General features: G+C 63.8%; 18 protein-coding genes. 7 read left to right on the top strand and 11 right to left on the bottom strand.

Annotated elements, in window-relative coordinates; genetic code table 11:
• Window positions 1-167: 167 nt before the first annotated feature.
• A complete protein-coding gene (locus tag BUA36_RS05765; RefSeq protein WP_072782191.1) occupies window positions 168-3,710 on the bottom strand; it encodes a CHASE domain-containing protein in 3,543 nt (1,180 codons plus the stop codon).
• A 122-nt stretch (window positions 3,711-3,832) separates the two neighbouring features.
• Here BUA36_RS05765 and BUA36_RS05760 point away from each other — a divergent pair, with 122 nt between their 5' ends.
• The 5 genes from BUA36_RS05760 (at window position 3,833) to BUA36_RS05740 (ending at window position 9,487) form a co-directional block, all read left to right on the top strand.
• Window positions 3,833-5,545, top strand: coding sequence for a PAS domain-containing hybrid sensor histidine kinase/response regulator (locus tag BUA36_RS05760; protein ID WP_229255618.1), 1,713 nt, complete (start codon window positions 3,833-3,835; stop codon window positions 5,543-5,545).
• A gap of 81 nt (window positions 5,546-5,626) precedes the next feature.
• Entirely contained in the window at window positions 5,627-6,034 is a 408-nt protein-coding gene (locus BUA36_RS05755) for a DUF2141 domain-containing protein (RefSeq protein WP_072782186.1), read from the top strand.
• Window positions 6,035-6,043: 9 nt separating this feature from the next.
• Window positions 6,044-7,519 (top strand): carotenoid oxygenase family protein, encoded by a 1,476-nt coding sequence (locus tag BUA36_RS05750; RefSeq protein WP_229255617.1) that lies wholly within the window; start codon window positions 6,044-6,046, stop codon window positions 7,517-7,519.
• Between the two features lie 13 nt (window positions 7,520-7,532).
• Entirely contained in the window at window positions 7,533-8,702 is a 1,170-nt protein-coding gene (locus BUA36_RS05745) for a sensor histidine kinase (RefSeq protein ID WP_229255616.1), read from the top strand.
• Window positions 8,703-8,722: 20 nt separating this feature from the next.
• A complete protein-coding gene (locus BUA36_RS05740) occupies window positions 8,723-9,487 on the top strand; it encodes a LytR/AlgR family response regulator transcription factor (RefSeq protein ID WP_229215506.1) in 765 nt (254 codons plus the stop codon).
• A gap of 6 nt (window positions 9,488-9,493) precedes the next feature.
• Here BUA36_RS05740 and purT read toward each other — a convergent pair whose 3' ends face one another.
• Window positions 9,494-10,705, bottom strand: coding sequence for a formate-dependent phosphoribosylglycinamide formyltransferase (gene purT, locus BUA36_RS05735; protein ID WP_072782179.1), 1,212 nt, complete (start codon window positions 10,703-10,705; stop codon window positions 9,494-9,496).
• Between the two features lie 15 nt (window positions 10,706-10,720).
• On the bottom strand, window positions 10,721-11,479 hold the full coding sequence (locus tag BUA36_RS05730) for a DUF481 domain-containing protein (RefSeq protein ID WP_371851418.1): 759 nt from the start codon (window positions 11,477-11,479) through the stop codon (window positions 10,721-10,723).
• Window positions 11,480-11,639: 160 nt separating this feature from the next.
• Between BUA36_RS05730 and BUA36_RS05725 the strand changes: the two genes are divergently transcribed.
• Window positions 11,640-11,981 carry a DUF4124 domain-containing protein gene (locus tag BUA36_RS05725; RefSeq protein WP_167544256.1) on the top strand — a complete coding sequence of 114 codons (342 nt, stop codon included), beginning with the start codon at window positions 11,640-11,642 and terminating at the stop codon, window positions 11,979-11,981.
• On the opposite strand, the gene BUA36_RS05720 is transcribed toward BUA36_RS05725, so the two are convergent.
• Complete coding sequence (locus tag BUA36_RS05720) at window positions 11,968-12,876, bottom strand: LysR family transcriptional regulator (protein ID WP_072782175.1); 909 nt, start codon at window positions 12,874-12,876, stop codon at window positions 11,968-11,970. The genes BUA36_RS05725 and BUA36_RS05720 overlap by 14 nt on opposite strands.
• Before the next feature lie 96 nt (window positions 12,877-12,972).
• Here BUA36_RS05720 and BUA36_RS05715 point away from each other — a divergent pair, with 96 nt between their 5' ends.
• Window positions 12,973-13,917 (top strand): NAD(P)H-binding protein, encoded by a 945-nt coding sequence (locus tag BUA36_RS05715; protein ID WP_072782174.1) that lies wholly within the window; start codon window positions 12,973-12,975, stop codon window positions 13,915-13,917.
• Here the strand turns inward: BUA36_RS05715 and BUA36_RS05710 are convergent.
• The 7 genes from BUA36_RS05710 to BUA36_RS31520 all read right to left on the bottom strand — a co-directional run bounded on the left by BUA36_RS05710 (window position 13,914) and on the right by BUA36_RS31520 (window position 20,903).
• Complete coding sequence (locus tag BUA36_RS05710; RefSeq protein WP_072782173.1) at window positions 13,914-14,198, bottom strand: DUF3325 domain-containing protein; 285 nt, start codon at window positions 14,196-14,198, stop codon at window positions 13,914-13,916. The two genes, BUA36_RS05715 and BUA36_RS05710, sit on opposite strands and share 4 nt — an antisense overlap.
• Window positions 14,195-15,784: a PepSY-associated TM helix domain-containing protein gene (locus BUA36_RS05705; protein WP_072782172.1), complete on the bottom strand. Its 1,590-nt coding sequence runs from the start codon at window positions 15,782-15,784 to the stop codon at window positions 14,195-14,197. The genes BUA36_RS05710 and BUA36_RS05705 overlap by 4 nt, the downstream gene beginning before the upstream one ends.
• Entirely contained in the window at window positions 15,781-16,029 is a 249-nt protein-coding gene (locus tag BUA36_RS05700) for a DUF3649 domain-containing protein (protein WP_072782171.1), read from the bottom strand. Before BUA36_RS05700 ends, BUA36_RS05705 begins: the two co-directional genes overlap by 4 nt.
• A gap of 16 nt (window positions 16,030-16,045) precedes the next feature.
• Window positions 16,046-18,490 (bottom strand): TonB-dependent siderophore receptor, encoded by a 2,445-nt coding sequence (locus tag BUA36_RS05695; protein WP_072782170.1) that lies wholly within the window; start codon window positions 18,488-18,490, stop codon window positions 16,046-16,048.
• 93 nt (window positions 18,491-18,583) lie between these two features.
• A complete protein-coding gene (locus tag BUA36_RS05690; protein ID WP_208861856.1) occupies window positions 18,584-19,534 on the bottom strand; it encodes a FecR domain-containing protein in 951 nt (316 codons plus the stop codon).
• Window positions 19,531-20,040, bottom strand: a complete 510-nt coding sequence (locus tag BUA36_RS05685; RefSeq protein WP_072782168.1) for a sigma-70 family RNA polymerase sigma factor — start codon at window positions 20,038-20,040, stop codon at window positions 19,531-19,533. The genes BUA36_RS05690 and BUA36_RS05685 overlap by 4 nt, the downstream gene beginning before the upstream one ends.
• A gap of 62 nt (window positions 20,041-20,102) precedes the next feature.
• Window positions 20,103-20,903 carry a beta/gamma crystallin-related protein gene (locus BUA36_RS31520; RefSeq protein WP_072782167.1) on the bottom strand — a complete coding sequence of 267 codons (801 nt, stop codon included), beginning with the start codon at window positions 20,901-20,903 and terminating at the stop codon, window positions 20,103-20,105.
• Window positions 20,904-20,923: the final 20 nt, after the last annotated feature.

Genomic DNA, 20,923 nt, shown 5'->3' with positions numbered 1-20,923 from the left:
ACATATTTTTGCGGTTGTGGTTTAGCTGCAAACGCCGCTGTCAAATCGCTTTGGCGGCAAAGCGGAGGTAGCTGCCGGCGATGCCGTCCATTTCGGTGCGATAGCTTGCACTCATGCTGGCCAGCGCGTTGTTGCCGCTGGCTTCCAGGGCCGACCGGCTGGTATTTTTAGCGTCCCGAGGCAGCGCGTTGGGCGGCTGGGAGATTGCGTGCGATGACGCGCAGCATTTCCTCGACATCGATCGGCTTGGCGATGAAGTCGTTCATGCCGCAGCTGATGCAGTGCTCGCGCTCCGACGCCATGACGCCGGCGGTCATGGCCAGCACCGGGAGATGCAGGCCCAGGTCCTGGCGTATCCGGGTGGTGGCCTCGAAGCCATCCATCTCCGGCATTTGTACGTCCATCAGCACCAGGTCATAGCGGTGTGCGTCAGTGCGCAGGCGTTCGACAGCGTCGCGGCCATTGTCCACCGCCTCGATCACCGCGCCGGCATGCGCCAGCATGCTGGTGGCGACCAGCTGGTTGACCGGATTATCTTCCACCAGCAGGATACGCACCCCATCCAGACGCTGGCCACTGATTTCGGTCTCGGCAACGGGCGCGGCGCCGGCGGGATCGCGCGCGCTGGCCTGCGCCTGTTGCAGCGTTTCCGCCAGCCGTCCGGCCGTGACAGGTTTGAGCAGCACTGCATCGGCTGCCTGCGCGCCGTCGGTGTGCAGTAGCTTACCCTGGCCGAAAGCGCTGATCATTAAAATCACCGGCAGCTTGGCGATGGCGCTGTCGGCCCGGATGGCTTGCATGGTCGCCAGGCCGTTCATGCCGGGCATGTTCCAGTCGACCAGCACCGCGTCGTAGCGAACCTGGGAGCTGTGCAGCATGGCCAGCGCCTGTTCGCCCGTGCCGGCGCTGTCGCAGGTCCAGCCACGCGCGTGGATGGTGCGGCACAGGTAGTCGGCGCTGATGCTGTCATCATCCACCACCAGCAGGTGCTGGACGGTTCCAATCCGTTCATGCGGCGCTTCCGCGCCGAGCTGCAAGGGCACGACCAGCCTGAATTCGCTGCCTGCGCCGCAGGTGCTGCGCACGTCGATGGCGCCCCCCATCAGCGCCGCGATACGGCGCGAGATGGCCAGCCCCAGGCCAGTGCCGCCGAAGCGCCGCGTCATCGAGGCATCGGCCTGGGAGAAGGGCGCGAACAGCTGCGCCAGGCGATCGGCCGGAATGCCGATGCCGCTATCGCGCACGGTGAAACGCAGCGTGGACGGCGCTTCGGCCAGTTCAACCAGTACTGCTACCGCACCCTTTTCAGTGAACTTGATGGCGTTGCCCACCAGGTTAATCAGCACCTGCTGCAAGCGGTGGCCGTCGCCGATCAAGGCTTGCGGCACGCCCGGTTCGACGCCGATGGCCAGCTCCAGATCCTTTTCGCCGGCGTTGACCGTCATGATGGTGGCAATGGCTTCCAGCATGGCCGACAGCTGGAACGGCGCTGGCGCCAGTTCCATGCGTCCCGCTTCGATCTTGGAGAAGTCCAGCACGTCGTTGAGGATGCTGAGCAGCGAATTGCCGGAAGACCGTATCATCTCGACGTATTTAAGCTGCTCCGGTTGCAGCGCGGTGTTGCTCAACAAATGCGTCATGCCCAGCACCGCATTCAGCGGCGTGCGGATTTCGTGGCTCATGTTGGCGACAAATTCGCTCTTCGCGCGGCTGGCCGCTTCCGCCTGATCGCGCGCGGCGATCAGCGAGCTTTCCGATTGGCGTAACGCTCCCGTCATCTGCTGCGCCAATGCTGTGGCGTAGGCCTGCCGCGCCGTCAGCGCGCGCACCACGCCAAAGAACAGCAGGCTGATAATCACGCCGGCCAGCAGGACGATATGGGACTTCTGCCGGTCGATCGAATCCTCAAACGCGGGTTGCGATGCAAAGCGCAGCGTCCACTGGTGGTGGAGCAGCTCCAGCGGCGCGGTGCGCAGGTAGGGGTTGGGATACTGCTGCGGATCGGCGGATTCCGGTTCGCTGGCAAACAGCAGCGCCGCTGGCGTGGTCCGTGCGCCGTCAAAAATCTCCAGCCTGACGGTGCGGTCCGCGGGGCCAAGCAGGTCATGCATCAATTCGTCGGCGCGGATCGGGCTGTAGGCGAATCCCTGGAGTGCCGCCATCCGTTGTTCTGCGCTCGCGTCATCGGACAGCAGGGTGTTCTTGCGGTAGATGGGAAAGTACATGAGGAAGCCGGGCAGGCTGGCTTGCTGGCCGTTCTGCACCAGGGCCACCTTGGCCGTCAGCGCCGGCGTGCCGCTGCGCGCAGCTTGCAGCAGCGCAGCGCGGCGCGCCGGCTCGGACATCATGTCGTAGCCGAAGGCGCGCAGGTTGCGGCCTGCGAATGGCTCCAGGTACATCACGACCACGGAGGCGCCGGGGTCTTCGTCCTGGCCATTGGTCCAGATGCGGAAGTCCTCATAGCCCTGCTGACGCATATCCCTGACGGTTGCGGCACGCTGGTCGGCACGCAGATACAGTCCGTAACCCAGACCCATCACGCCAGGGAAGTTATCGTGCAGGTCCATGCCGGAGACGAAGTCGCGCCACTGGTCGCGCGTCGGTTCCTGCTGGGCCTTGAACAGCGCCTGCGCGCCGCGCAGTCCGGATTCGTAGAGCGTCACGCGGCGGCTGATGCGCTTGGCGATGTCGGCGCATTCGGCGTCGAACTGTTCCTGCGCACGGCGCTCCGTGCTGGCGGCCAGCAAGTGCCATACCGCGACCGTCAGGCCGACGCCGACCAGCAGCGTGGCCCATTGCGCGATGCTGTAGCTGGCTGTGTCATTGCCGATGCGTTGGCGCTCGCTGGCGTCGGCCGACAGCACCATGGCGATCAGGCTGCACAGCATGATGAAAGTCGCCAGTGCGATCAGCGCGTCATTCAGCGTGCCGACCGCAAACGGGCCGCGGCCATGGATGGTGCCCATGACCGCGCTGCCAGCCGCCACCATGCACACCACACTGGCGCCACGCAAGCCATGCCGGTGTGAGGACCAGGCAATCGCCAGCACGAACAAATACGGCATCCAGCCCAGGCCATCGTCATACGAGTAGCGCCGGCCGAACACGCCGGCAGCCAGCAGCAGTAATATCAGTCCAGAAAAGCCGATCTCGATGGCGCCGCGCCAGCTCCAGCGCGGCAGGCGCCGTATGCACCAGACCACAATCGCGGGTCCCACCAGCAGCACGCCGGCGGTATCGCCAACCCACCACGTGAGCGCGATGGTGCCGTAGGCCGCCATTGGCGCCAGGCCGCTGAGTACCAGCGTGGTGCTGCCGATGCCGGCGGCGACCGCGCACATGGCCATGGCGACGACTGCGAATTTGTAGACATTCTGTTGCTGGCCCATGGGGGCCTTGATATCGAAGAAGCGCTTCACCAGCCATACGCCAGACAGGGCTTCCAGCGTATTGCCGCTGGCGATCAGCAGCGAGGCGACCGCAGTGGCGCCGTTAAACGCGACGCCATTGGTGTAGAAGGTGGCCAGGTTGGCGATGAGTGCACCGGCAAACACGCCAGGCCAGGCGCGGTAGCCGATCAGCAGCATCGCAGCAAAGGCAATGCCGGACGGCGGCCAGACCGGCGTCACATTCGTATGCGCAAACGCCAGCATCAGGCTGGCGTGGGCGATAACGGCGTAGCTCATTGTAAGCAGCATCAACGCGCGCATGACAGGTTCCACGAGTGTCAACGATGAACCACTATAGCGTAAATATTGTCATAATGGTTTGGCATTCGTTGCGGCTAAAGGTAATATTTTGCTATCCAGTCTATCGTGAGCCAGCTTTGACCATGCCCTCCAAAGAACTGTTGATAGTCGCTGCATCGCTGGCCTTTGCGGCCTTGGCGGGCCTGCTGTCCCTGGTCAGCAACGCAAGGCAGAAGGCGGAGCGCGATGCGGCCCTGCACCGTACCAGCGAGAGCGAGCGCCGCGCGCGCGTGCTGGCCGATACGCTGCCCTTGTTGATCGCCTATATGGACCGCGATCTGCGCTACCGCTTCGCCAACGCGCATTACCGCACCCAATGGGGGCTGGACCCGCAGGCGATGATCGGCAAGACCGTGATCGAAGTCTTTGGCCCGGCGGCGGAATCCTGGCTGGGTGATTTGAATGCGGCGCTGGCCGGACGTCGCTTGCATTTTGAGCGCGAGTTCCGGAGCGCGGAAGGCGTCAGCCATTTTCTGGTGGACCTGGTGCCGGATGTGGGGCCGGATGGCGTGGTCAATGGATTCTATCTGACCGCCATGAACATCACCGACCGCAAAAACAGCGAACAGCGCGCCGAAGCGGCCAGCCGCGCCAAGAGCGAGTTTGTGGCAAATATGAGTCACGAGATCCGTACGCCGATGAACGCGGTACTGGGCGTGGCATATCTGCTGGAGAATACGCCGCTGAGCCGCGCGCAGCAGGAATACGTCGGCATGATAAGGTCTTCCGGCCAGGTGCTGCTGGGTATCCTGAACGATGTACTGGACTTCTCCAAGATCGAAGCGGGACGCATGGAACTCGCGCCCACCGCATTCCGTCCGCGCGAGGTGCTGGACGCTGTCTCCAGCGTGATGGCGCTGCACGCCAATACGCGCGGCATCAGCCTTGCCATCAATGCGGACGCCGATGTGCCGCCGGTGCTGATCGGCGACGCCATGCGCTTGCAGCAGATTCTGATTAACCTGGTGGGCAACGCCATCAAATTTACCGAGCGCGGTGGGGTCACGGTGCGTGTGGTGGTCGCGGTGGCCGGGCAGGGTGGCATGGTGCGGCTGCGCTTTGCCGTGCGCGATACCGGCATCGGCATGGATATGGAGCAGCAAAGCCGCCTGTTTTCTGCGTTCAGCCAGGCCGACGCCTCGACCACGCGCCGCTTTGGCGGCACCGGGCTGGGACTGGCCATCTGCCGGCGCCTGTCGGAGCTGATGGGCGGTGACATCTCGGTGCACAGCATGCCGGGGGCGGGCAGCGAGTTCATGGTCACCCTGCCGTTTGCGCTGGGCGAGGTGGATGCCAATACGGATCGCGAGCCGCCCCTACCGCAGGCCGCACCTGCGGGCAGTTGGGTGCTGCCGGAAGCACCAACTCCGGTGGCGCCGGCGCCATCACCCGGCGAGAAAACGCCGACCCTGCAGGGTCTCCGGCTGCTGCTGGTGGAGGACCACCCGCTGAACCAGGTGGTGGCGCGCGACATGCTGGAACACGCCGGCGCCAGCGTCGCCCTGGTGGAGAACGGCCAGCTGGCGGTCGACTATCTGCGTGAGCACGCGGCCGACATCGATATGGTGCTGATGGATGTGCAAATGCCAGTGATGGATGGTTTTGAGGCGACCGGGCATATTCGCCATGAGCTTGGCCTGAAACTGCCCGTGCTGGCGATGACGGCAGGGGTGATGCAGTCCGAGCAGGACCAGTGCCTGGCGGCGGGCATGGATGACTTTATCGCCAAGCCGGTCGATATCGAGCAAATGCTGGCCACCATTTCGCGCCATCGTGGCGCACTTCGCGCCGGGTAGGCGCAATTCGTCGCATGCTGGCACGGCGGCGCCGGGCAGTGAATAAAGTGGCATCACACTTCATTCACTCAGGAGCCCAGCATGTCCAAGTTGATACTCGCCGTACTGTTTGCCGCCGCCTTGCCAGCCTATGCCGCCGACCTCACCATCCGCGTGGCCGATGTCGCCAGCAACGACGGCCAGGTCATGGTGGCCGTTTTCGATTCGGCCGACACCTTCCCCACAAAACCCATGCGTGCCGTAGTCGCGCCCGCCCACAACGGCGAGGTACAGCTCACGGTAGCCGATCTGCCGGCCGGTGACTATGCGTTTGCGGTTTTCCACGACGCTAACGGTAACGGCAAACTGGATCGCAATGGGGTCGGCATGCCGACCGAGGACTACGCCTTCAGCAACAATGCGCTGGGCAAGCACGGCGCGCCTGGCTTCGACGCGGCGCGCATTCAAGTACCTGCATACGGCGCCACCTCGACCGTCAACCTGCGCTGATCGGAGACCATGATGACGAACCGCCGCCAATTCCTCAGCTTTGCCGCGCTCGGCCTGGCATCCAGCTCCGCGCTGGCCGACACGCTGACCTACCGTGACTTCCACGCCGCGCTGGAGCAGAATGCCCAGTTGTCGGTGTACGCTGACCATAGCGGCGACCTGTCCGGCGACGCCACGGTGCTGGGCAATCTGCCGAAAGACCTGAATGGCGTCTTCTTCCGCAACGGGCCGGGGCGCTTTGAACTGGGTGGTGAACGCTATCACCACTGGTTCGATGGCGACGGCTTTGCCCAGCGCTGGCAGATCGGCGACGGTAAAGTAAGCCATATCGGCCGCTTCGTCGCCACCCGCAAATTTGAAGAGGAAAGCAAGGCTGGCCAGTTCCTGTACCGCACGTTCGGCACCTGGTACGGCCGCAAGGGCTTCAAGAACAACGATACGCTGAATGCGGCGAACACCAATCTGCTGCCGCTGAACGGCAGTGTGTATGCGCTGTGGGAAGGCGGTTCGGCGACGGAACTGGACCCGCAAACGCTGGCCACGCGCGGCATCAAGACCTGGCGCAGCGATCTGAAAGCCATGCCATTCTCCGCGCATCCTAAGATGGACCCGGACGGCGGCCTGTGGAACTTCGGCACGGCGCCGGGCGCGGACCAGCTGGTGATCTACCGCTTGAGCGCCACCGGCGAAGTGACACGCACCGCCATGCTGCCGATCCCGCAGCTGAACATGGTGCACGATTTCGTGGTCAGCGGCCGTCATCTGATCTTCCTGGTGGCGCCTTACGACATGCATGCCGAACCCGAACGCAGCCTGGCCGACAGCTTTGTATGGGTAGGCGATCAGCGCCCGATGCGCGCCATCGTGGTGTCCAAGGATGCGCTGGCGGTGCGCCAGATCTTCGAACTGCCGGCGCGTTCGGTCTTCCATCTCGGGAATGCCTACGAAGACGGCGCCTGCACCCGCCTGGACGTGGTGCTGCATGAGGGCGACGGCATGCGCAAGTTCGCGCTGCCGATGAGCGGTCAGATGAACATGGTGTCGGATAACCCGAGCAGTGTAGTGCAGATTACGCTGGATTACGCCAGCGGGCAGGCCCGCGAGGCGCGGCTGTTTGGCGTCAGCGAATTTCCGCGCGTTGCGCCGCAAGTGATTTCGTCGCGCCACCGCAAGCTGCTGGTGCTGGGCGCCACCGGCCGTGAACTGATCCTGAACAGCGTGAACCTGATCGATACCGACAGCGGCAAGGTGGATGGCTATGATTTCGGACCGGGATGGCGCGCGGAAGAACACGTGCTGGTGCCACGCCGTGGTGCGCGTTCGGAAACCGACGGCTATGTGGTGGGCGTGGCGCAGGACACGCGCCGGGGTCAAAGTGTGTTGACAGTGTTTGATGCACACAACATCAAGGCGGGTCCGATGGCATTGGCACGGCTGCCATATCGCGCGCCGGTTTGCTTTCATGGTAACTTTCTGGCGGCATGAATAACCTGATCTTATGATGACCACACCGAACTCCGTACCGCCACTGGCGCATCCGCTGGAATTGATACCGTTTTTCCGCCGCTGGCCTGCATCGCAACCGCGCAACCTGCTGTACACCATCATCTGGAGCAGCGGCTTGGGCGTGATGCTGGCGGCACTGGAGGTGGTGCTGGTGCGTGACGGCGTCTCGTACTGGACGCGCCTGGGGCCGATGCTGCTGATGTCGAACCTGATCGGTCTTATGATCCACACGGGTTCTGTGCTCAGCAACCGCCTGCTCAACGGCTGGCCGCGCCGCGCGCGTGGCCTGCCGCGTGTCTTGTTCAGCATGGCGTTGATGGGCGTGAGCGTATTGGTTGGCATTGGCTTCGGCAACCTGCTCTGGAGTGGCGCCGATCCCTTGCTGCTGCTGTCCAACCGGGGCGTGCAGGCGGAGTCGCTGGTGATCGCGGCAGGCGTGGCGCTGCTGCTGTACATGGTGCGTAGTGCCGCCGACCGCCGGGCGGCGCGTGCGGTGGAGGAGGCGCGCCAGAAGGAAGTGCTGGCTTCCAGTGCGCGCATGCTGGCCGAAGCGCGGCTGCGCGCCTTGCAGGCACAGATCGAACCGCACTTCCTGTACAACACCCTGGCCAATGTGGTCAGCCTGATTGGTCCCCAGCCGGCGCAAGCGCAGCACATGCTGGAGCGCTTCATTGATTATCTGCGCGCGACCCTGAGCGCCAGCCGCAGCGAGGAAGCGACGCTGGCCTCCGAGTGCAAGCTGATTGCCGCCTATCTGGATGTGCTGAAGGTGCGGATGGGCGAGCGCCTGCTTTACCGTATTGAGGTCCCGGATGAATTGCGCCAGTTCCGCATCGCGCCCATGCTGCTGCAGCCGGTGGTGGAAAACGCCATCGCCCACGGTCTGGAGCCCAAAGTGGAAGGCGGCGAGGTGGTGCTGAGCGCGCGCGTGGAAGGCGACCATGTCAGCCTGCGCATCAGCGATACCGGCGTCGGCCTGAATGAAGCCGCACCACGCAAGCCGGGCGGCGGCGTCGGCCTGAGCAACCTGCGGGAGCGTTTGCGCAGTTTGTATGGCGCTGCCGCTAAGGTAGAATTATTAGAAAACCAACCCTGCGGCATGACGGTGCGCCTCATGCTGCCTTTGAATGAGAGTCCAACATCGATACCATCCGTGCCCTGATCGCAGACGACGAATCCCATCTGCGTGAATATCTGGAAGGCCAGCTGAAAACCGTCTGGCCTGAACTACGCGTGGTTGCCCGTGCCGCCAATGGCATCGAGGCGCTGAGCATGATTGACGAAGAGGCGCCGGAGGTGGTGTTCCTTGATATCCGCATGCCCGGCATGACCGGCCTGGATGTCGCAGCGAGACTGGTGGACAGCCCGAAGCCGCCGCATATCGTGTTTGTCACGGCGTTTGACCAGTATGCGGTGGAAGCGTTTGAGCATTCGGCGGTGGACTACCTGCTCAAACCTGCCAGCCTGGATCGCCTGGAAAAAGCCGTCGCCAAACTGAAGGCCCGCCTCAAGGCGCCGGAGCCGGCGTTGCCAACGGCGGCCCTGCAGGCTTTGCTGGCGCAGCTGGCTGGCGGCGGGGCGGCGGTTCAGGCATCCGCGCCAGCGCCCGCCGCTGCAAGCGCGCCGCTGCAATGGATACGAGCGTCGCACGGCGAGGAAACCCGCCTGATTCCGATTGAAGAAGTGATCTACTTCCAGAGTAACGACAAGTACACCAGCGTGTTTGTCGCCGATGGCGAGAGCCTGATCCGCACGCCCATCAGCAAGCTGCGCGAGCAGCTCGATGAGCAGCAGTTCTGGCAGATACACCGCAGTGTGATTGTCGCCGCGCGCCATGTGGCGGGCACCAAGCAGGATTTTCGCGGGCGCCTGATGGTGCAGCTGAAAGGCCGCCCGGAGCAGCTCGTCGTGAGCCGTAACTACGTCGATCTGTTCCGGGGGATGTAGCAGGTCTTACTTGACGACGACTGGCTTCACTTTGGATGCGGCCAGTTTGGCGTTGACACGCGCGGTTTCCACATCGTCAGCGGTGGCCAGCGCCACGCCCATGCGGCGGCGGGCAAACGACTCCGGCTTGCCGAACAGGCGGATATCGCTGTTCGGTACGCGCAGCGCGTCAGCCACGCCTTCAAAGGCGATGCCCTGGGCTTCGTGCTGGCCATAAATCACGGCCGAAGCGCCCGGCGCTTTCATGGCGACATTGACTGGCAGGCCCAGAATGGCTTTGGCGTGCAGTTCAAATTCGCTCTGTACCTGCGTCGCCATGGTGACCATGCCGGTGTCATGCGGACGTGGGCTCACTTCCGAGAACCAGACCATGTCGTCCTTGACGAACAGCTCGACGCCGAACAGGCCCAGGCCACCCAGGTCGCCAGTCACCTTGGCGGCGATATCGCGGGCGCGCTCCAGCGCCACCGGGTCCATGCGGCATGGCTGCCACGACTCGACGTAGTCGCCCTGTACCTGCACGTGGCCGATCGGATCGCAGAACTGCGTCACCACCTTGCCATCCGCGCCCAGCGAGCGTACGGTCAACAGCGTGATTTCGTAGTCGAAATCGATAAAGCCTTCCACAATCACGCGGCCCGAATCCACCCGGCTGCCGGCGGCGGCGTAATCCCAGGCTGCCTTGACGTCTGCGGCGGAGTCCACCTTCGACTGGCCTTTGCCCGACGACGACATCACCGGTTTGACCACGCACGGGAAACCCACGGCGGCGGCGCCGGCTTCCAGTTCTTCCAGGCTGCTGGCGAAACGGTAGGGCGACGTGGCCAGACCCAGGGTTTCAGCGGCCAGGCGACGGATGCCTTCACGGTTCATGGTGAGCTGCGCGGCGCGTGCGGTGGGGATGCAGGTGATCTTGCCGGCCAGCTCCAGCTCCGCCAGTTTATCGGTGGCGATGGCTTCGATCTCCGGCACCACCAGATCTGGCTTTTCCTGTGCGATCAGCGCTTCCAGCGCGGCGCCGTCGGTCATGTTGATGACGTGGGCGCGGTGTGCAACCTGGTGGCCAGGCGCATTTGGATAACGGTCTACAGCAATCACTTCCACGCCCAGGCGCTGCAGCGCGATGATGACTTCCTTACCAAGTTCGCCAGAGCCAAGCAGCATGACTTTGGTGGCGGTAGGGGACAGGGGCGTACCGAGAGTGCGTGGAGTGTTCATAAGTGCGATGTCAAGTTAGAAGGAATAAACCAGTGTTACCGAGGTCTGGGTATCGGTGTTCTTTTTATCGGCCGGCACGTTGGTGTCATTGCGGATGTTGAACGCGGCTTTCATCTGCATCGTGCTGTTGATTTTGGTGCGCAGCGCAGTTTCGGCCATCGAGTGGACGTTGGAGGTGCCGCGTTCAACGCTGACGTTCTGGCTGAACTGCGCGCTGTCGCTGAGCTTCCATTTGAGGTTGGCGGCGCCGCGCACGGTCATGCCGCTTTCGGTTTCGCCTTCCGAACGGACGCCGCGGAAGTAGCCAGGACCGATTTCCACGTCCAGCGTGTGATTTTCGGACTGGTAGGTCTGGGTGCCGTAACCGACACCGACGGTCGAGTAGCGGGTGTAGGCGCCGAAGCGGTCGTCCACGTGGGTGGCCAGCGCGAACAGTTTGCCATGGTCGTCATGCAGCAGCTTGTAGCCTGCCTTGGCGGATGCCGAATAGCGCTGCGCGGAACGCTCGCGCACTTTCTGGCCTGCGTCGTTGGTGACCTGCTCGTCTTTGAAGTAACCGGCCAGGATGTATTCGTTGCTCCAGTCAGGGAGCTCCTGTTTGGCGTCGATCTTGCCGGTGACCGAGGTACCGACCGTGTTACCGGAGGTGGAGATCGCACCCAGTTCAGCGGAAGTATTCCAGCCGTGGGCATTAACAGGATCGAGCGAATCGGCTGCGGCGTAGCCGGAAGCCAGCGCAAACGCGGAGAGGATCAGGGGAGATTTCATAGGCATGAGAACGCGATGCCGCGCAACGACAACGCGCTTGTGATACGGAAGAAGGCGTTATTGTACCCGACGTAGAGCGAAAATGCCGCACGCAGCGTGTGCGTCCGTACAGACGCGGGGCGCGGCCGGCCCGATCATGGTGTCACTTGTTAAAGGGGCATCGATCATGAAATTCATTCTATGTGCGGCGCTGGTCGCGATGAGCGGCATGGCGGGTGCCGCAATCAATAAGTGCGTGGACGAGCAGGGCCAGGTGACATTCACCGATATCGCTTGTGCGGAAGGCAGCAAGCAGGCCGAGGCTGAACCGGAACCGGCGACGTCCTCGGTGCCGCCCGTGTTGCCACCCGTGGTCGCGCCTGCGCCGCGTAGCCGCTGGGCAGACCTGCCACGTCCTCTGGCGCGCAAGATGGTCAGTGTCGATGCGGCGACCCTGCAGGCAGCGCATCAAAACCTGCAGCTGCAGGATGAAGTGCACAAGTCGCGCCGTTTGCTCAGCGCCCGTTGACGTAATCGTCCAGGCCTGCCGCCAGCGCGCTGTAGACCGCCGAGCAGGCCGGATTGGCGCGCAGGTTTTCATGCATGGCCAGCCAGGTGTCGAGCGGAATGGTCAGCAGGTCGGGCATTAGGCGTACCAAATGCGGATCGCGTGCGGCCAGCCGTACCTGGCAGATGCCGATGCCGAGTCCCGTACGGATCGAGGCCAGATGGACCAGGTCATTGTCGCTGCGGACGGCGTAGGCGCTGCTCGACAAGTCGCCCAGCAGCGGCTGCAGCTTGCGGGTGAAGGCGTTTTCGCGGTCTATGCCGATCAGCGTATGCTGCGCCAGTTCCTGCCACGTGCGCGGCGTGCCGTGACGCTCCAGATAATCGCGCCGCGCGTGAAACCCCAGATCGATATTGCCGATGCGGCGCGCCACCAGTACATCCTGTTCGGGGCGCTGCATGCGTACCGCGATGTCAGCATCGCGGCGCAGCAGGTTTTCCATTCGGTTCGATACCGCCAGCTCAATGGTGATGCCGGGATGCCTGGCGCGTAGCTGCGCCAGTATCGGCGGCAGCACTTCCACGCTGACCACCTCACTGGCGGTGACGCGCACCGAACCTTTGACCTGCGCGTCTTCACCGCGCCCCAGGCCGGAAGCCGCGCGCAATAATGCCGAGGATGCGGAGGCCAGCGTTTCTGCAAACGGTTGCAGCGCATAGGCGGCATCGGTGGCGATGAAACCGGACTGCGAGCGCGTGAACAGGGACAGGCCCAGTGCCTGTTCCAGGGTGTCGATATGGCGGCCGACGGTCGGTTGCGTCAGACCGAGCGCGCGGGCGGCGCCGGACAGCGAACCTTCCTGTAGCACGGACAGGAAGGAACGGTACAAATCCCAGTTTGGTTGGCTCGATGTCATACAAAATTTTATAGCGGCTATGCGGTTTTGGGTAATTTTCTTTTAGGTCGCGCCCGGGCACACTGTCTCCATCGACATTCACTCAAGGAGAACAACATGGAAGCACTGGTACTGGGCGCAACGGGCGGTGTAGGTGGCGAGGTGGCACGTTTGCTGGCGGCACGCGGCTGGATTGTGAAAGCGCTGCACCGCGCGCCGCAGCAGGTGGCAAAGCCCGGCGACGGCATGCAATGGCTGGCTGGTGACGCCATGAACCGGGACGATGTGGTCAAGGCCGCGCAAGGCGTGCAACTGATCGTCCACGCGGTCAACCCGCCGGGCTACCGCAACTGGGGCGCGCTGGTGCTGCCGATGATCGACAATACCATCGCTGCGGCACGTGCCAGCGGCGCACGTATTCTGTTGCCGGGCACTGTCTACAACTATGGCCCCGATGCGCTGCCGAATATCCGCGAGGACTCGCCCCAGCATCCAGTCACCCGCAAGGGCGCGATCCGGGTTGAGCTGGAGCGCCGTTTGAAGGATGCCGGCGTGCCGGTGCTGATCGTGCGCGCCGGCGATTTCTTCGGGCCGAAAACCGGTAATAGCTGGTTCGCCCAGGGTCTGGTCAAGCCGGGCAAGGAGGTGTCGGCGATCAGCAATCCAGCCGCACCGGGCGTCGGCCATCAGTGGGCGTATCTGCCGGATGTGGCGGAGACCATGGTGCGCCTGGTGGAGCGCAGCGACCAGTTGCCGATGTTCGCCAGCTATCAGATGAACGGCCACTGGGATGCGGACGGCACCCAGATGACGGCGGCGATCGCCCGCGCAGCCGGCAAGCCCGAATTGAAAGCCAGCGCGTTCCCATGGTGGCTGCTGGCGCTGGCATCGCCGTTCGTGCCGGTGTTCCGCGAACTGCGCGAGATGCGCTATCTGTGGCGCCAGCCGGTACGCATGTCGAACGCGCGCCTGCTGGCGGTATTGGGCAGCGAACCGCATACGCCGCTGGACGTGGCGGTTCGCCGTACCTTGCAGGGGCTGGGCTGCGTGACGGCGGCTTAACTGCGCGGCCAGTAGGCCAGCAGCATTGCTGTCAGCAGGGCGCCGATGGTGAGCATGCCGAGCCAGGCAACGAAGCCGGCGCCTGCGCCCCACAGCAACACGCAAGGTGGCATGGCAAGTGCGAGCAGCACCGCGCCGCCGGTGCGCAGCAAGGCGCGCTTGCCAGGTGGCGTGTCCCCGCCGTAGACCTGGCGGTGGTGGCGGTCGATCGCCAGCGAGAGTGCAGTCATGCCGAGCAGGCAAAGGCCCAGCGCGATCAGGATATGTGTCGCATAAGTCATGGCACGGCCTTTCTGACAGCGGCGCTGGCAACAGTCTTGCGCTGGCCTGTACGTATTGCGGCAAAGGCCAGCACGGCGCCCATGCCGATGGCCGTCAATTCAACGGCCGCGCGTTCGAGGTCACGTTGCGCCAGATATGTCAGCAGGTGCTGGCCGGTAGTGGCCAGATTCAGCAAGGGCAATGCAGCACACAGCGCCGCGCCAGCCCACAGCTGTTCGCGCCAGGCCTGGGTCACCGGGCGCAGGGCCGCATGCAGCAGGGCTGCCGCCCAGGCGCCGAAGAATGCCGCCACCTCCCATTCGTGCCGCTCGTCCAGCGCCAGCGGGATCAGGCGGTTGGACCACAGGAAGGCGATGCACGCCAGCGACAAGCCGGCAATGCTGGCCACGTTCAATACGTCGATGAGGCGGTAGACGCGTTGCGTGCTGGCGCCAAATTCGTTCAATGCCCGCTGCCGGCGTTTGACCATGAACAGAATGGCGCCGGTTGCCATCATTGCCGTACCGGCCATGCCCGCCACAAAATAGATCCAGCGGATCACCGCGCCGGCAAAGTGCAAGCGATGCAGTTCGTCGAGCGTGACCATGGTGGCGCGGGCGCCGTTGGATGGGGCGCGGTGCGGCATCTCGGTTTCAAGCAAGGCGCCGCTGACGCCATCAAACTTCATCATGCCGCGCTTGCTGAGCAGGTTGCCTTGCTGGGTATCGGGCGAGGTGGTGCTGTAGACCTGCACCGTCATCGCCGCATCGCCAGGATGGTTGACCACGAGCGCATAGACCGGCGAGTGGAAGGTGGCCTCGGCCAGCCGCACCAACGGTTCCAGTGGCGTCAGCACCCCCGGCTGGCCCGAGGACTTGATCTCGGGGCCGTATTCGCGCGTGTAGGCCTCGTCGCCGGTACGCAGCTGCTGTGCCCACGATATCGCCGGCATATACGTACTCCAGCTGATTGCCAGTCCGCTGTAGACGATCATGAACAGGAAGGGCAGCGTGAGTACACCAGCCAGATTATGTGCGTCCAGCCATGAGCGCTGGCCTTTGGCGGGGCGGAACGTGAAGAAGTCCTGGAAAATGCGCTTGTGCGTGATGACGCCGGAAATCAGCGCCACCAGCATCGCCGCCGACGCCGCACCAACGATCCACAGGCCCGCGGTGCCGGCATGCAGCGCGTGGTGGAATTCGACAAAGTGCATGCCGCCCAGTGTATCGCGGACGGCGCCGGCGTCTTCACGCAGCGCTGCACCGGTGGCGGACGATAGGTGCGCGTCCTCGTACATGCCTTGCGCGTTGAGCCAGAATACCTGGAACTGTTCCTTGCCCGCGCGTGGCCATAGCTCCCACATCTTGCTTTCGGCGGCGTGTTGCTGCAGGTAGCGCAAGCCATGATGGAGCTGGCTGGCGTGGTCCAATGGGCCGGTGAACTGCATCTGCGCTGACTCCTGCGCCTGTTCCGGCCGCATCCAGTCGGAGATGGGATCGACAAACACGCTCAGCGTCCCGGTCAGGAAAATGGCGAAGGCCAGCCAGCATACCCACAGACCTGCCCAGGTATGCAGCCACGCCATGCGTTGTCTCAGTCCGCTCATGACGCACCTCCCACGATGGCGGTCAGCGCCGCACAGCACAGGCTTGCGCCTAGCAGTCCCGCCCAGGCGCGCCGGTTGCTGCGGGCGGCAAACGCCCAGATCACGGCCGGTGCATACAGCGCCAGGCCAAGCAGGGCGCCGCCCAGCATGGCGTCGCTGCCGGGGCCATTGATGGTTGAAAGTAGCGCGCCCGCAGCTGACGCGAAGAGGTAACCGCCAAGTATGGCGGCGGCGATACGGTTCATATGAGTCCTCGGTGGCTTAGCGGAAGCGATAGTTCAGCGACAGCATGACGTTGCGTGGATCGCCATAGAAGCCGCCCGCAGCGGATGAGTAGTACTTCTTGTCGAGCAGGTTGTTGAGGTTCACGGTTGCCGACAGTTCGCGCGTCAGGCGATAGCGCGCCATCAGCGCCAGCAGCACGTAGCTGTGCTGCGTGAAGCGCTCGCCGTGCGGGCCGGCGCTTTCGGTGTAGACCTCGTCCTGCCAGTTGATGCCGCCGCCTACCGTCAGCTTGTTGACATCGTAGCTGGTCCACAGTTTGAAGTTGTTGAGCGGCTGGCCCGTTTGCAGGCGGCTCCCCTGGCTGTCCTCGATACGTGAATGGGCGTAGCCGGCGGTGAGCTGCCAGCCTGGATGGACTTGTCCCGAGACTTCCAGCTCATAGCCTTGCGCCGTTGCGCCTTTGACCGTGTGATAAGCGTAGGTGCCGCCGCCCGCAGGCAACAGCAGCATGTCCTGATCGATTTCCGCCAGATTGTCCTGCTTCATGCGGAATACCGAAACGCTGGTGCTCAGCAGGCCATTGAGGAAGTCACCCTTGACGCCCACTTCCGTGTTGTTGCCTTCGAGCGGCGGCAACAGGCTGTTGTCGCGCTTGCGATAGCTTTGCGGCGAGAAGATGCTGGTGTAGCTGGCGTAGGCCGACCATGCGGGATTCAGCGTGTAGACTGCGCCGGCATACGGCGTCAGCTTGCCATTCTTGCGGAAGCTGTCGGCGACGGTGGGCGCGCCGAATTCCACAGTTTCCGTATCGCGCTGCCAGTTGGTGACGCGCGCGCCCAGTATCAGCGACAGTTCGTCCGTCGGACGCAGGCGCATGGAGCCATAAGCGGCCAGCTGCTTCTCGCGTTCCAGCGAGCTGCCTGTGACCTTGCCGTGGTAGTCCGGCATGGGCGAGTTGCCGTTCCAGGTGTAGAAGTTCGGGATGCTGGCATCGTAGCCCGGCAGTATCCAGGCCGGATAACTCGGGCCTTTGAGCTCCATGCGCGATGCGCTCATGCCAAGCACCAGCTCATGTTTGCGGCCGAAAGCGGTGAACGGGCCGCTGGCAAAGGCGTCAACCGTGAGCTGCTCCGGTTTGGAATCCCACTTGGTGACCCACTGCGACAGGCCGCCGCCGGTTTGCCTGTCCAGATTACCGCGCATGGCGTAACCCTGTACCGCGTCGTACTGGTTGGCTGCGTAGTTGATGGCCAGCTTGGCGCTCCATTCGTTGTCGAAGAAGTGTTCAAGTGTGACGAAGCCGAGGCTTTGCTTGCGTTTGAAGTAAGAGTAGCCGGCCGCGCTGTTGATGGAGCGCGGGAAGTCGGTCAGGCTGCCGTCGCTGTAAAAGCCGGCGAAGCGGCGGCTGGCGCCTTCCAGCTTTTCGTTCTGGTAGATCAGGCCAGCGCTGAGCAGTGTGGATGGCGTGACATCCGCTTCGACCACGCCGTAGAACAGGTCCTTGTCCTGATGAAAGCGGTCGATGAAGGAGTGGTCGTCCTGCTGGGCGACGACGATGCGGCTGCGGACATGCTTGTCTTCACTGAGCGGCGCCGAGATGTCGGCCTGCGCGCGAAAACGGTCCCACGAACCGGCCTGCAGCTCGAAGCCGGCATGGAGCTCGCGCGCAGGGCGCTTGCGCACCAGGTTGACGGCGGCGGCCGGGCTACCGGTGCCGCCCATCAGACCTGCTGCACCGCGCACCACTTCAATCTTCTCGTAGATGTTGGCGTCGAAACCCGAAGGCTCGACCAGCCTGGTGGTGGGGATGCCGTCGAACAGATAGGTGTCGATGGCGAAGCCACGCGAGTACATCTGGTCCGTTTCGCGCGTGGTGGATGAATGATCGAGCGTGATGCCGGTGGTTTGTGCGACCACGTCCTGCAGGGTTTCCAGCCGCTGGTCTTCAATGCGTTGGCGCGTCATGACGCTCATCGCCTGGGGTGTTTCACGTATCGACAGTTCCAGGCCGGTAGCGCCGGTGCTGCGCAAGTTGCCCGGCGCGCCTTCGCCTACTCCCCGTACCTCCACCTGAGCCAGCGTAGCCGGAGCGGCATTCGCGCTCGTTGCTGCGGTAGGGCTGGGGGCGGCGTGCTGTTTTTGCAGGGTCAGCGTGCCGTCGGTCCGCGTGACCAGTATCAGGCCGCTACCCGCCAGCAGGCGTTCCAGCGCCACGCGCGGCGGGTAGTTGCCGGTGAGCGCAGGGCTGCTCAGGCCCGCCGTCAGCGCCGGGTCGAACGACAGCGGGATGCCTGCGCCAACCGCAACGCCGGACAACGTGCGGCCCAGCGGACCTGCGGGCAGTTGATAGGTTTGCGGCGCGGCGACGGGTGCTTCTGCAGCGATGACCGCCGGGCCAGCGGCCAGCGTCATGCTGAGCAGGGCGATGCGGACAGCGCGCGCCAGGCGGCGTTCGGACGAGGTGGAGCGGTGGATCGGCATTACAGCGACTTCCTTTTGGTTGGCAGTTAATTGGTTACTGCCTGTTTGCCAGCCGGGCCGCAAAAAAGTATCAGGACAATGCAAAAATATTTTTTAGCCGCGTGGCGTGAGCGTGATCCAGTAGCCGCGCAGGCGCTGTACGGCGTCGACCGGATAGGTGGAGACCAGCATGTCCAGCGTGCGCTCGGTATCGGTGATGGGAAAGGCGCCGGACACGCGCAGCGATGCCACCGCCGGATCCACCCGGAGCAGGCCTTTACGATAGCGCGACAGCTCCGCCACCAGATCCTCCAGCCGCATCTGGTCGGCCAGCAGCATGCCGGTGGTCCAGGCACTCAGGGCGGGATCGATAGCGCGTGCGGGAGCGATGTGGCGGGCGTTGAAGCGCGTCTGTGTGCCGGCGCCGATGACCTGCACGTTCTGCGCTGCGTGCGCTGGCGTGACGCGGACCGCGCCTTCGAGTACGGCGAGTTCGGTACTGCATGCGTGGCGGCGTACGTTAAAGACGGTGCCCAGCGGCTGCATGAGGCCTTCTGCGGTGCTGACCCGCAGCGGGCGCGCGTCAGGCGTCGATGCGCTGCGGACCAGGATTTCGCCATTGCGCAGGACGATCAGGCGCTCCTCTGCCGTGTAGCGGACGTCGATGGCGCTGGCGGTGTTCAGTGTGACGCTGGTGCCATCCGCCAGCGTGACGAGGCGGCGTTCGCCGGTGGCGGTATGGATTTCGCCCGCCCATGGCTGCGATTCGGCATAGCGCCACGCGGCCCAGCCGGCCGGCACGGTCAGCATCAGGGCGACGATGCGCGTGACCGCCGCACGGCGCGAGCCCGGTGCGCGGCTCAGCACCGGCATCGCCAGTTCCGGCGGCAGCGTTCCCAGTTTGCTCATCAGCTTTTCGGCGCGCTCCCAGGCCAGGGCATGCTGTGGATCGCTGCTGCGCCATTGTTCGCAGGCCGCGTGGTCGGCGCTGGTGGCGCCGTCCTGTAACCGGACCAGCCATTCCGCCGCCTGTTCCAGTGCCTTCGGCGAGACGCGCGCATTCATGCGAAATCCTCCATCGCCAGCAGGCATTGCAGGAAGGCTTGTTTCATATAACGCTTGATGGTGATGACGGACATGCCCAGGCTGGCCGCGATCTCGGCGTAGCCCAGACCATCCAGCTGCGCCATCAGGAAGGCCTGCTTGACCTTGGCGGGCAGGGAGTCCAGCATGGCGTCGATTTCGTGCAGGGTTTCCAGGATCACCATGCGCTGCTCGGGCGAGATGGCAGTTGGTTCGGGCAGCGTCGCCAGCGCTTCAAGGTAGGCGCGTTCCAGCGCCTGGCGCTGATACCAGTTGACCAGTACACCTTTGGCGACGGTGGTCAGGTAGGCGCGCGGCTCGTGCAGCGTTGCCAGGTCGTTTCGACCAAGAATACGGGTGAAAGTGTCTTGTGTGAGGTCCGCCGCGTCATGCGCGTTGCCCAGTTTGACGCATAGCCAGCGCTGCAGCCAGGAGTGGTGCGCACTGTATAGGTCGGTGAAATGGGTGTGGAGTACGGCGGCTGTCATGAATTTGAGAATAAGAACTATTCTCATTCATTCTACATGAGCATAACAGCCGCCGCAACCGCTTACATGCGTGGTTCGCCGGTTTGCGCGTTGACGGCGATATTGGACGCCGGTGGCGTATTCATTTGTACGCGATGCTCAACGCCACGGTAGTTGTACGTCACGTCCCAGTATTCCGGCTTGGGATTGCTGACATTTTCGCAGCGGCGTACGTCGCGCGAGTAGCTGTTGTTCTGGTTGGCGACGTTGTTGCCGACAGCAGCGCCGGCGATAGCGCCGCCGGCCGTGGCCACATCACGTCCGGTGCCGCCGCCCACCTGGTGACCCAGGATGCCGCCAATCAGCGCGCCGGCGATGACGCCGCCCGCGTTGGGGCGCGATGGCTCATTGACTTGCTGGCGTTCGACCCAGCAGCGCTGCTCAGGCGTGCCCACCACGGCGCGCACCGAGGTGACTGGCACCTGGACTACGCGCTCGCTAGGACGGCGTCGCCACTCGTAGCTTGGCTGCGCCAGCGGTGGCGGTGCTTCATTGTCGTAACGGTCGCGTACCTTGACCGGGCGTACCGAGGAAATACGGTTGTTGAGGCCCATGCCGCTCAGCGATTCATAGCTGCCGGGGCGCAGGACCATGCATTGACCGCGGAAGTTGGAATCTTCGCAGACTTCCCAGCGGCCGCGGTCGACGAATACCGAGGAAGCGCGGTCGTTAAATCCGACGCGGCCCAGATCCCGGACCTGGCCGTTGGCGCTGTAAGCACGGCCACGCAGGCCGTCGCCTTCGTAAAAAGTGATTTGTGCAAACGCCTGCGAGGCCAACCCCATGGCTGCGATGGCTGCGGCGATTTTCAACGTCTTGTTCATTGTCTTCTCCTGTGTGGATG

Origin of the sequence: Duganella sacchari (assembly GCF_900143065.1) — a bacterium.
Lineage (GTDB): Bacteria > Pseudomonadota > Gammaproteobacteria > Burkholderiales > Burkholderiaceae_D > Rugamonas > Rugamonas sacchari.
Note: the sequence above shows the minus strand (reverse complement) of the source record. Positions and strands in the feature narration are given on the sequence as shown.

Excerpts from the sequence above, each read along its gene's own strand:
- BUA36_RS05700 (WP_072782171.1), bottom strand. The coding sequence starts at position 16,029 with ATGAACCGTATCGCCGCCGCCATACTTGGCGGTTACCTCTTCGCGTCA.
- BUA36_RS05745 (WP_229255616.1), top strand. The coding sequence starts at position 7,533 with ATGATGACCACACCGAACTCCGTACCGCCACTGGCGCATCCGCTGGAA.
- BUA36_RS05715 (WP_072782174.1), top strand. The coding sequence starts at position 12,973 with ATGGAAGCACTGGTACTGGGCGCAACGGGCGGTGTAGGTGGCGAGGTG.
- BUA36_RS05750 (WP_229255617.1), top strand. The coding sequence starts at position 6,044 with ATGATGACGAACCGCCGCCAATTCCTCAGCTTTGCCGCGCTCGGCCTG.
- BUA36_RS05685 (WP_072782168.1), bottom strand. The coding sequence starts at position 20,040 with ATGACAGCCGCCGTACTCCACACCCATTTCACCGACCTATACAGTGCG.
- BUA36_RS05690 (WP_208861856.1), bottom strand. The coding sequence starts at position 19,534 with ATGAATGCGCGCGTCTCGCCGAAGGCACTGGAACAGGCGGCGGAATGG.
- BUA36_RS05760 (WP_229255618.1), top strand. The coding sequence starts at position 3,833 with ATGCCCTCCAAAGAACTGTTGATAGTCGCTGCATCGCTGGCCTTTGCG.
- BUA36_RS05765 (WP_072782191.1), bottom strand. The coding sequence starts at position 3,710 with ATGCGCGCGTTGATGCTGCTTACAATGAGCTACGCCGTTATCGCCCAC.
- purT (WP_072782179.1), bottom strand. The coding sequence starts at position 10,705 with ATGAACACTCCACGCACTCTCGGTACGCCCCTGTCCCCTACCGCCACC.
- BUA36_RS05725 (WP_167544256.1), top strand. The coding sequence starts at position 11,640 with ATGAAATTCATTCTATGTGCGGCGCTGGTCGCGATGAGCGGCATGGCG.
- BUA36_RS05710 (WP_072782173.1), bottom strand. The coding sequence starts at position 14,198 with ATGACTTATGCGACACATATCCTGATCGCGCTGGGCCTTTGCCTGCTC.
- BUA36_RS05705 (WP_072782172.1), bottom strand. The coding sequence starts at position 15,784 with ATGAGCGGACTGAGACAACGCATGGCGTGGCTGCATACCTGGGCAGGT.
- BUA36_RS05730 (WP_371851418.1), bottom strand. The coding sequence starts at position 11,479 with ATGCCTATGAAATCTCCCCTGATCCTCTCCGCGTTTGCGCTGGCTTCC.
- BUA36_RS31520 (WP_072782167.1), bottom strand. The coding sequence starts at position 20,903 with ATGAACAAGACGTTGAAAATCGCCGCAGCCATCGCAGCCATGGGGTTG.
- BUA36_RS05755 (WP_072782186.1), top strand. The coding sequence starts at position 5,627 with ATGTCCAAGTTGATACTCGCCGTACTGTTTGCCGCCGCCTTGCCAGCC.
- BUA36_RS05695 (WP_072782170.1), bottom strand. The coding sequence starts at position 18,490 with ATGCCGATCCACCGCTCCACCTCGTCCGAACGCCGCCTGGCGCGCGCT.
- BUA36_RS05720 (WP_072782175.1), bottom strand. The coding sequence starts at position 12,876 with ATGACATCGAGCCAACCAAACTGGGATTTGTACCGTTCCTTCCTGTCC.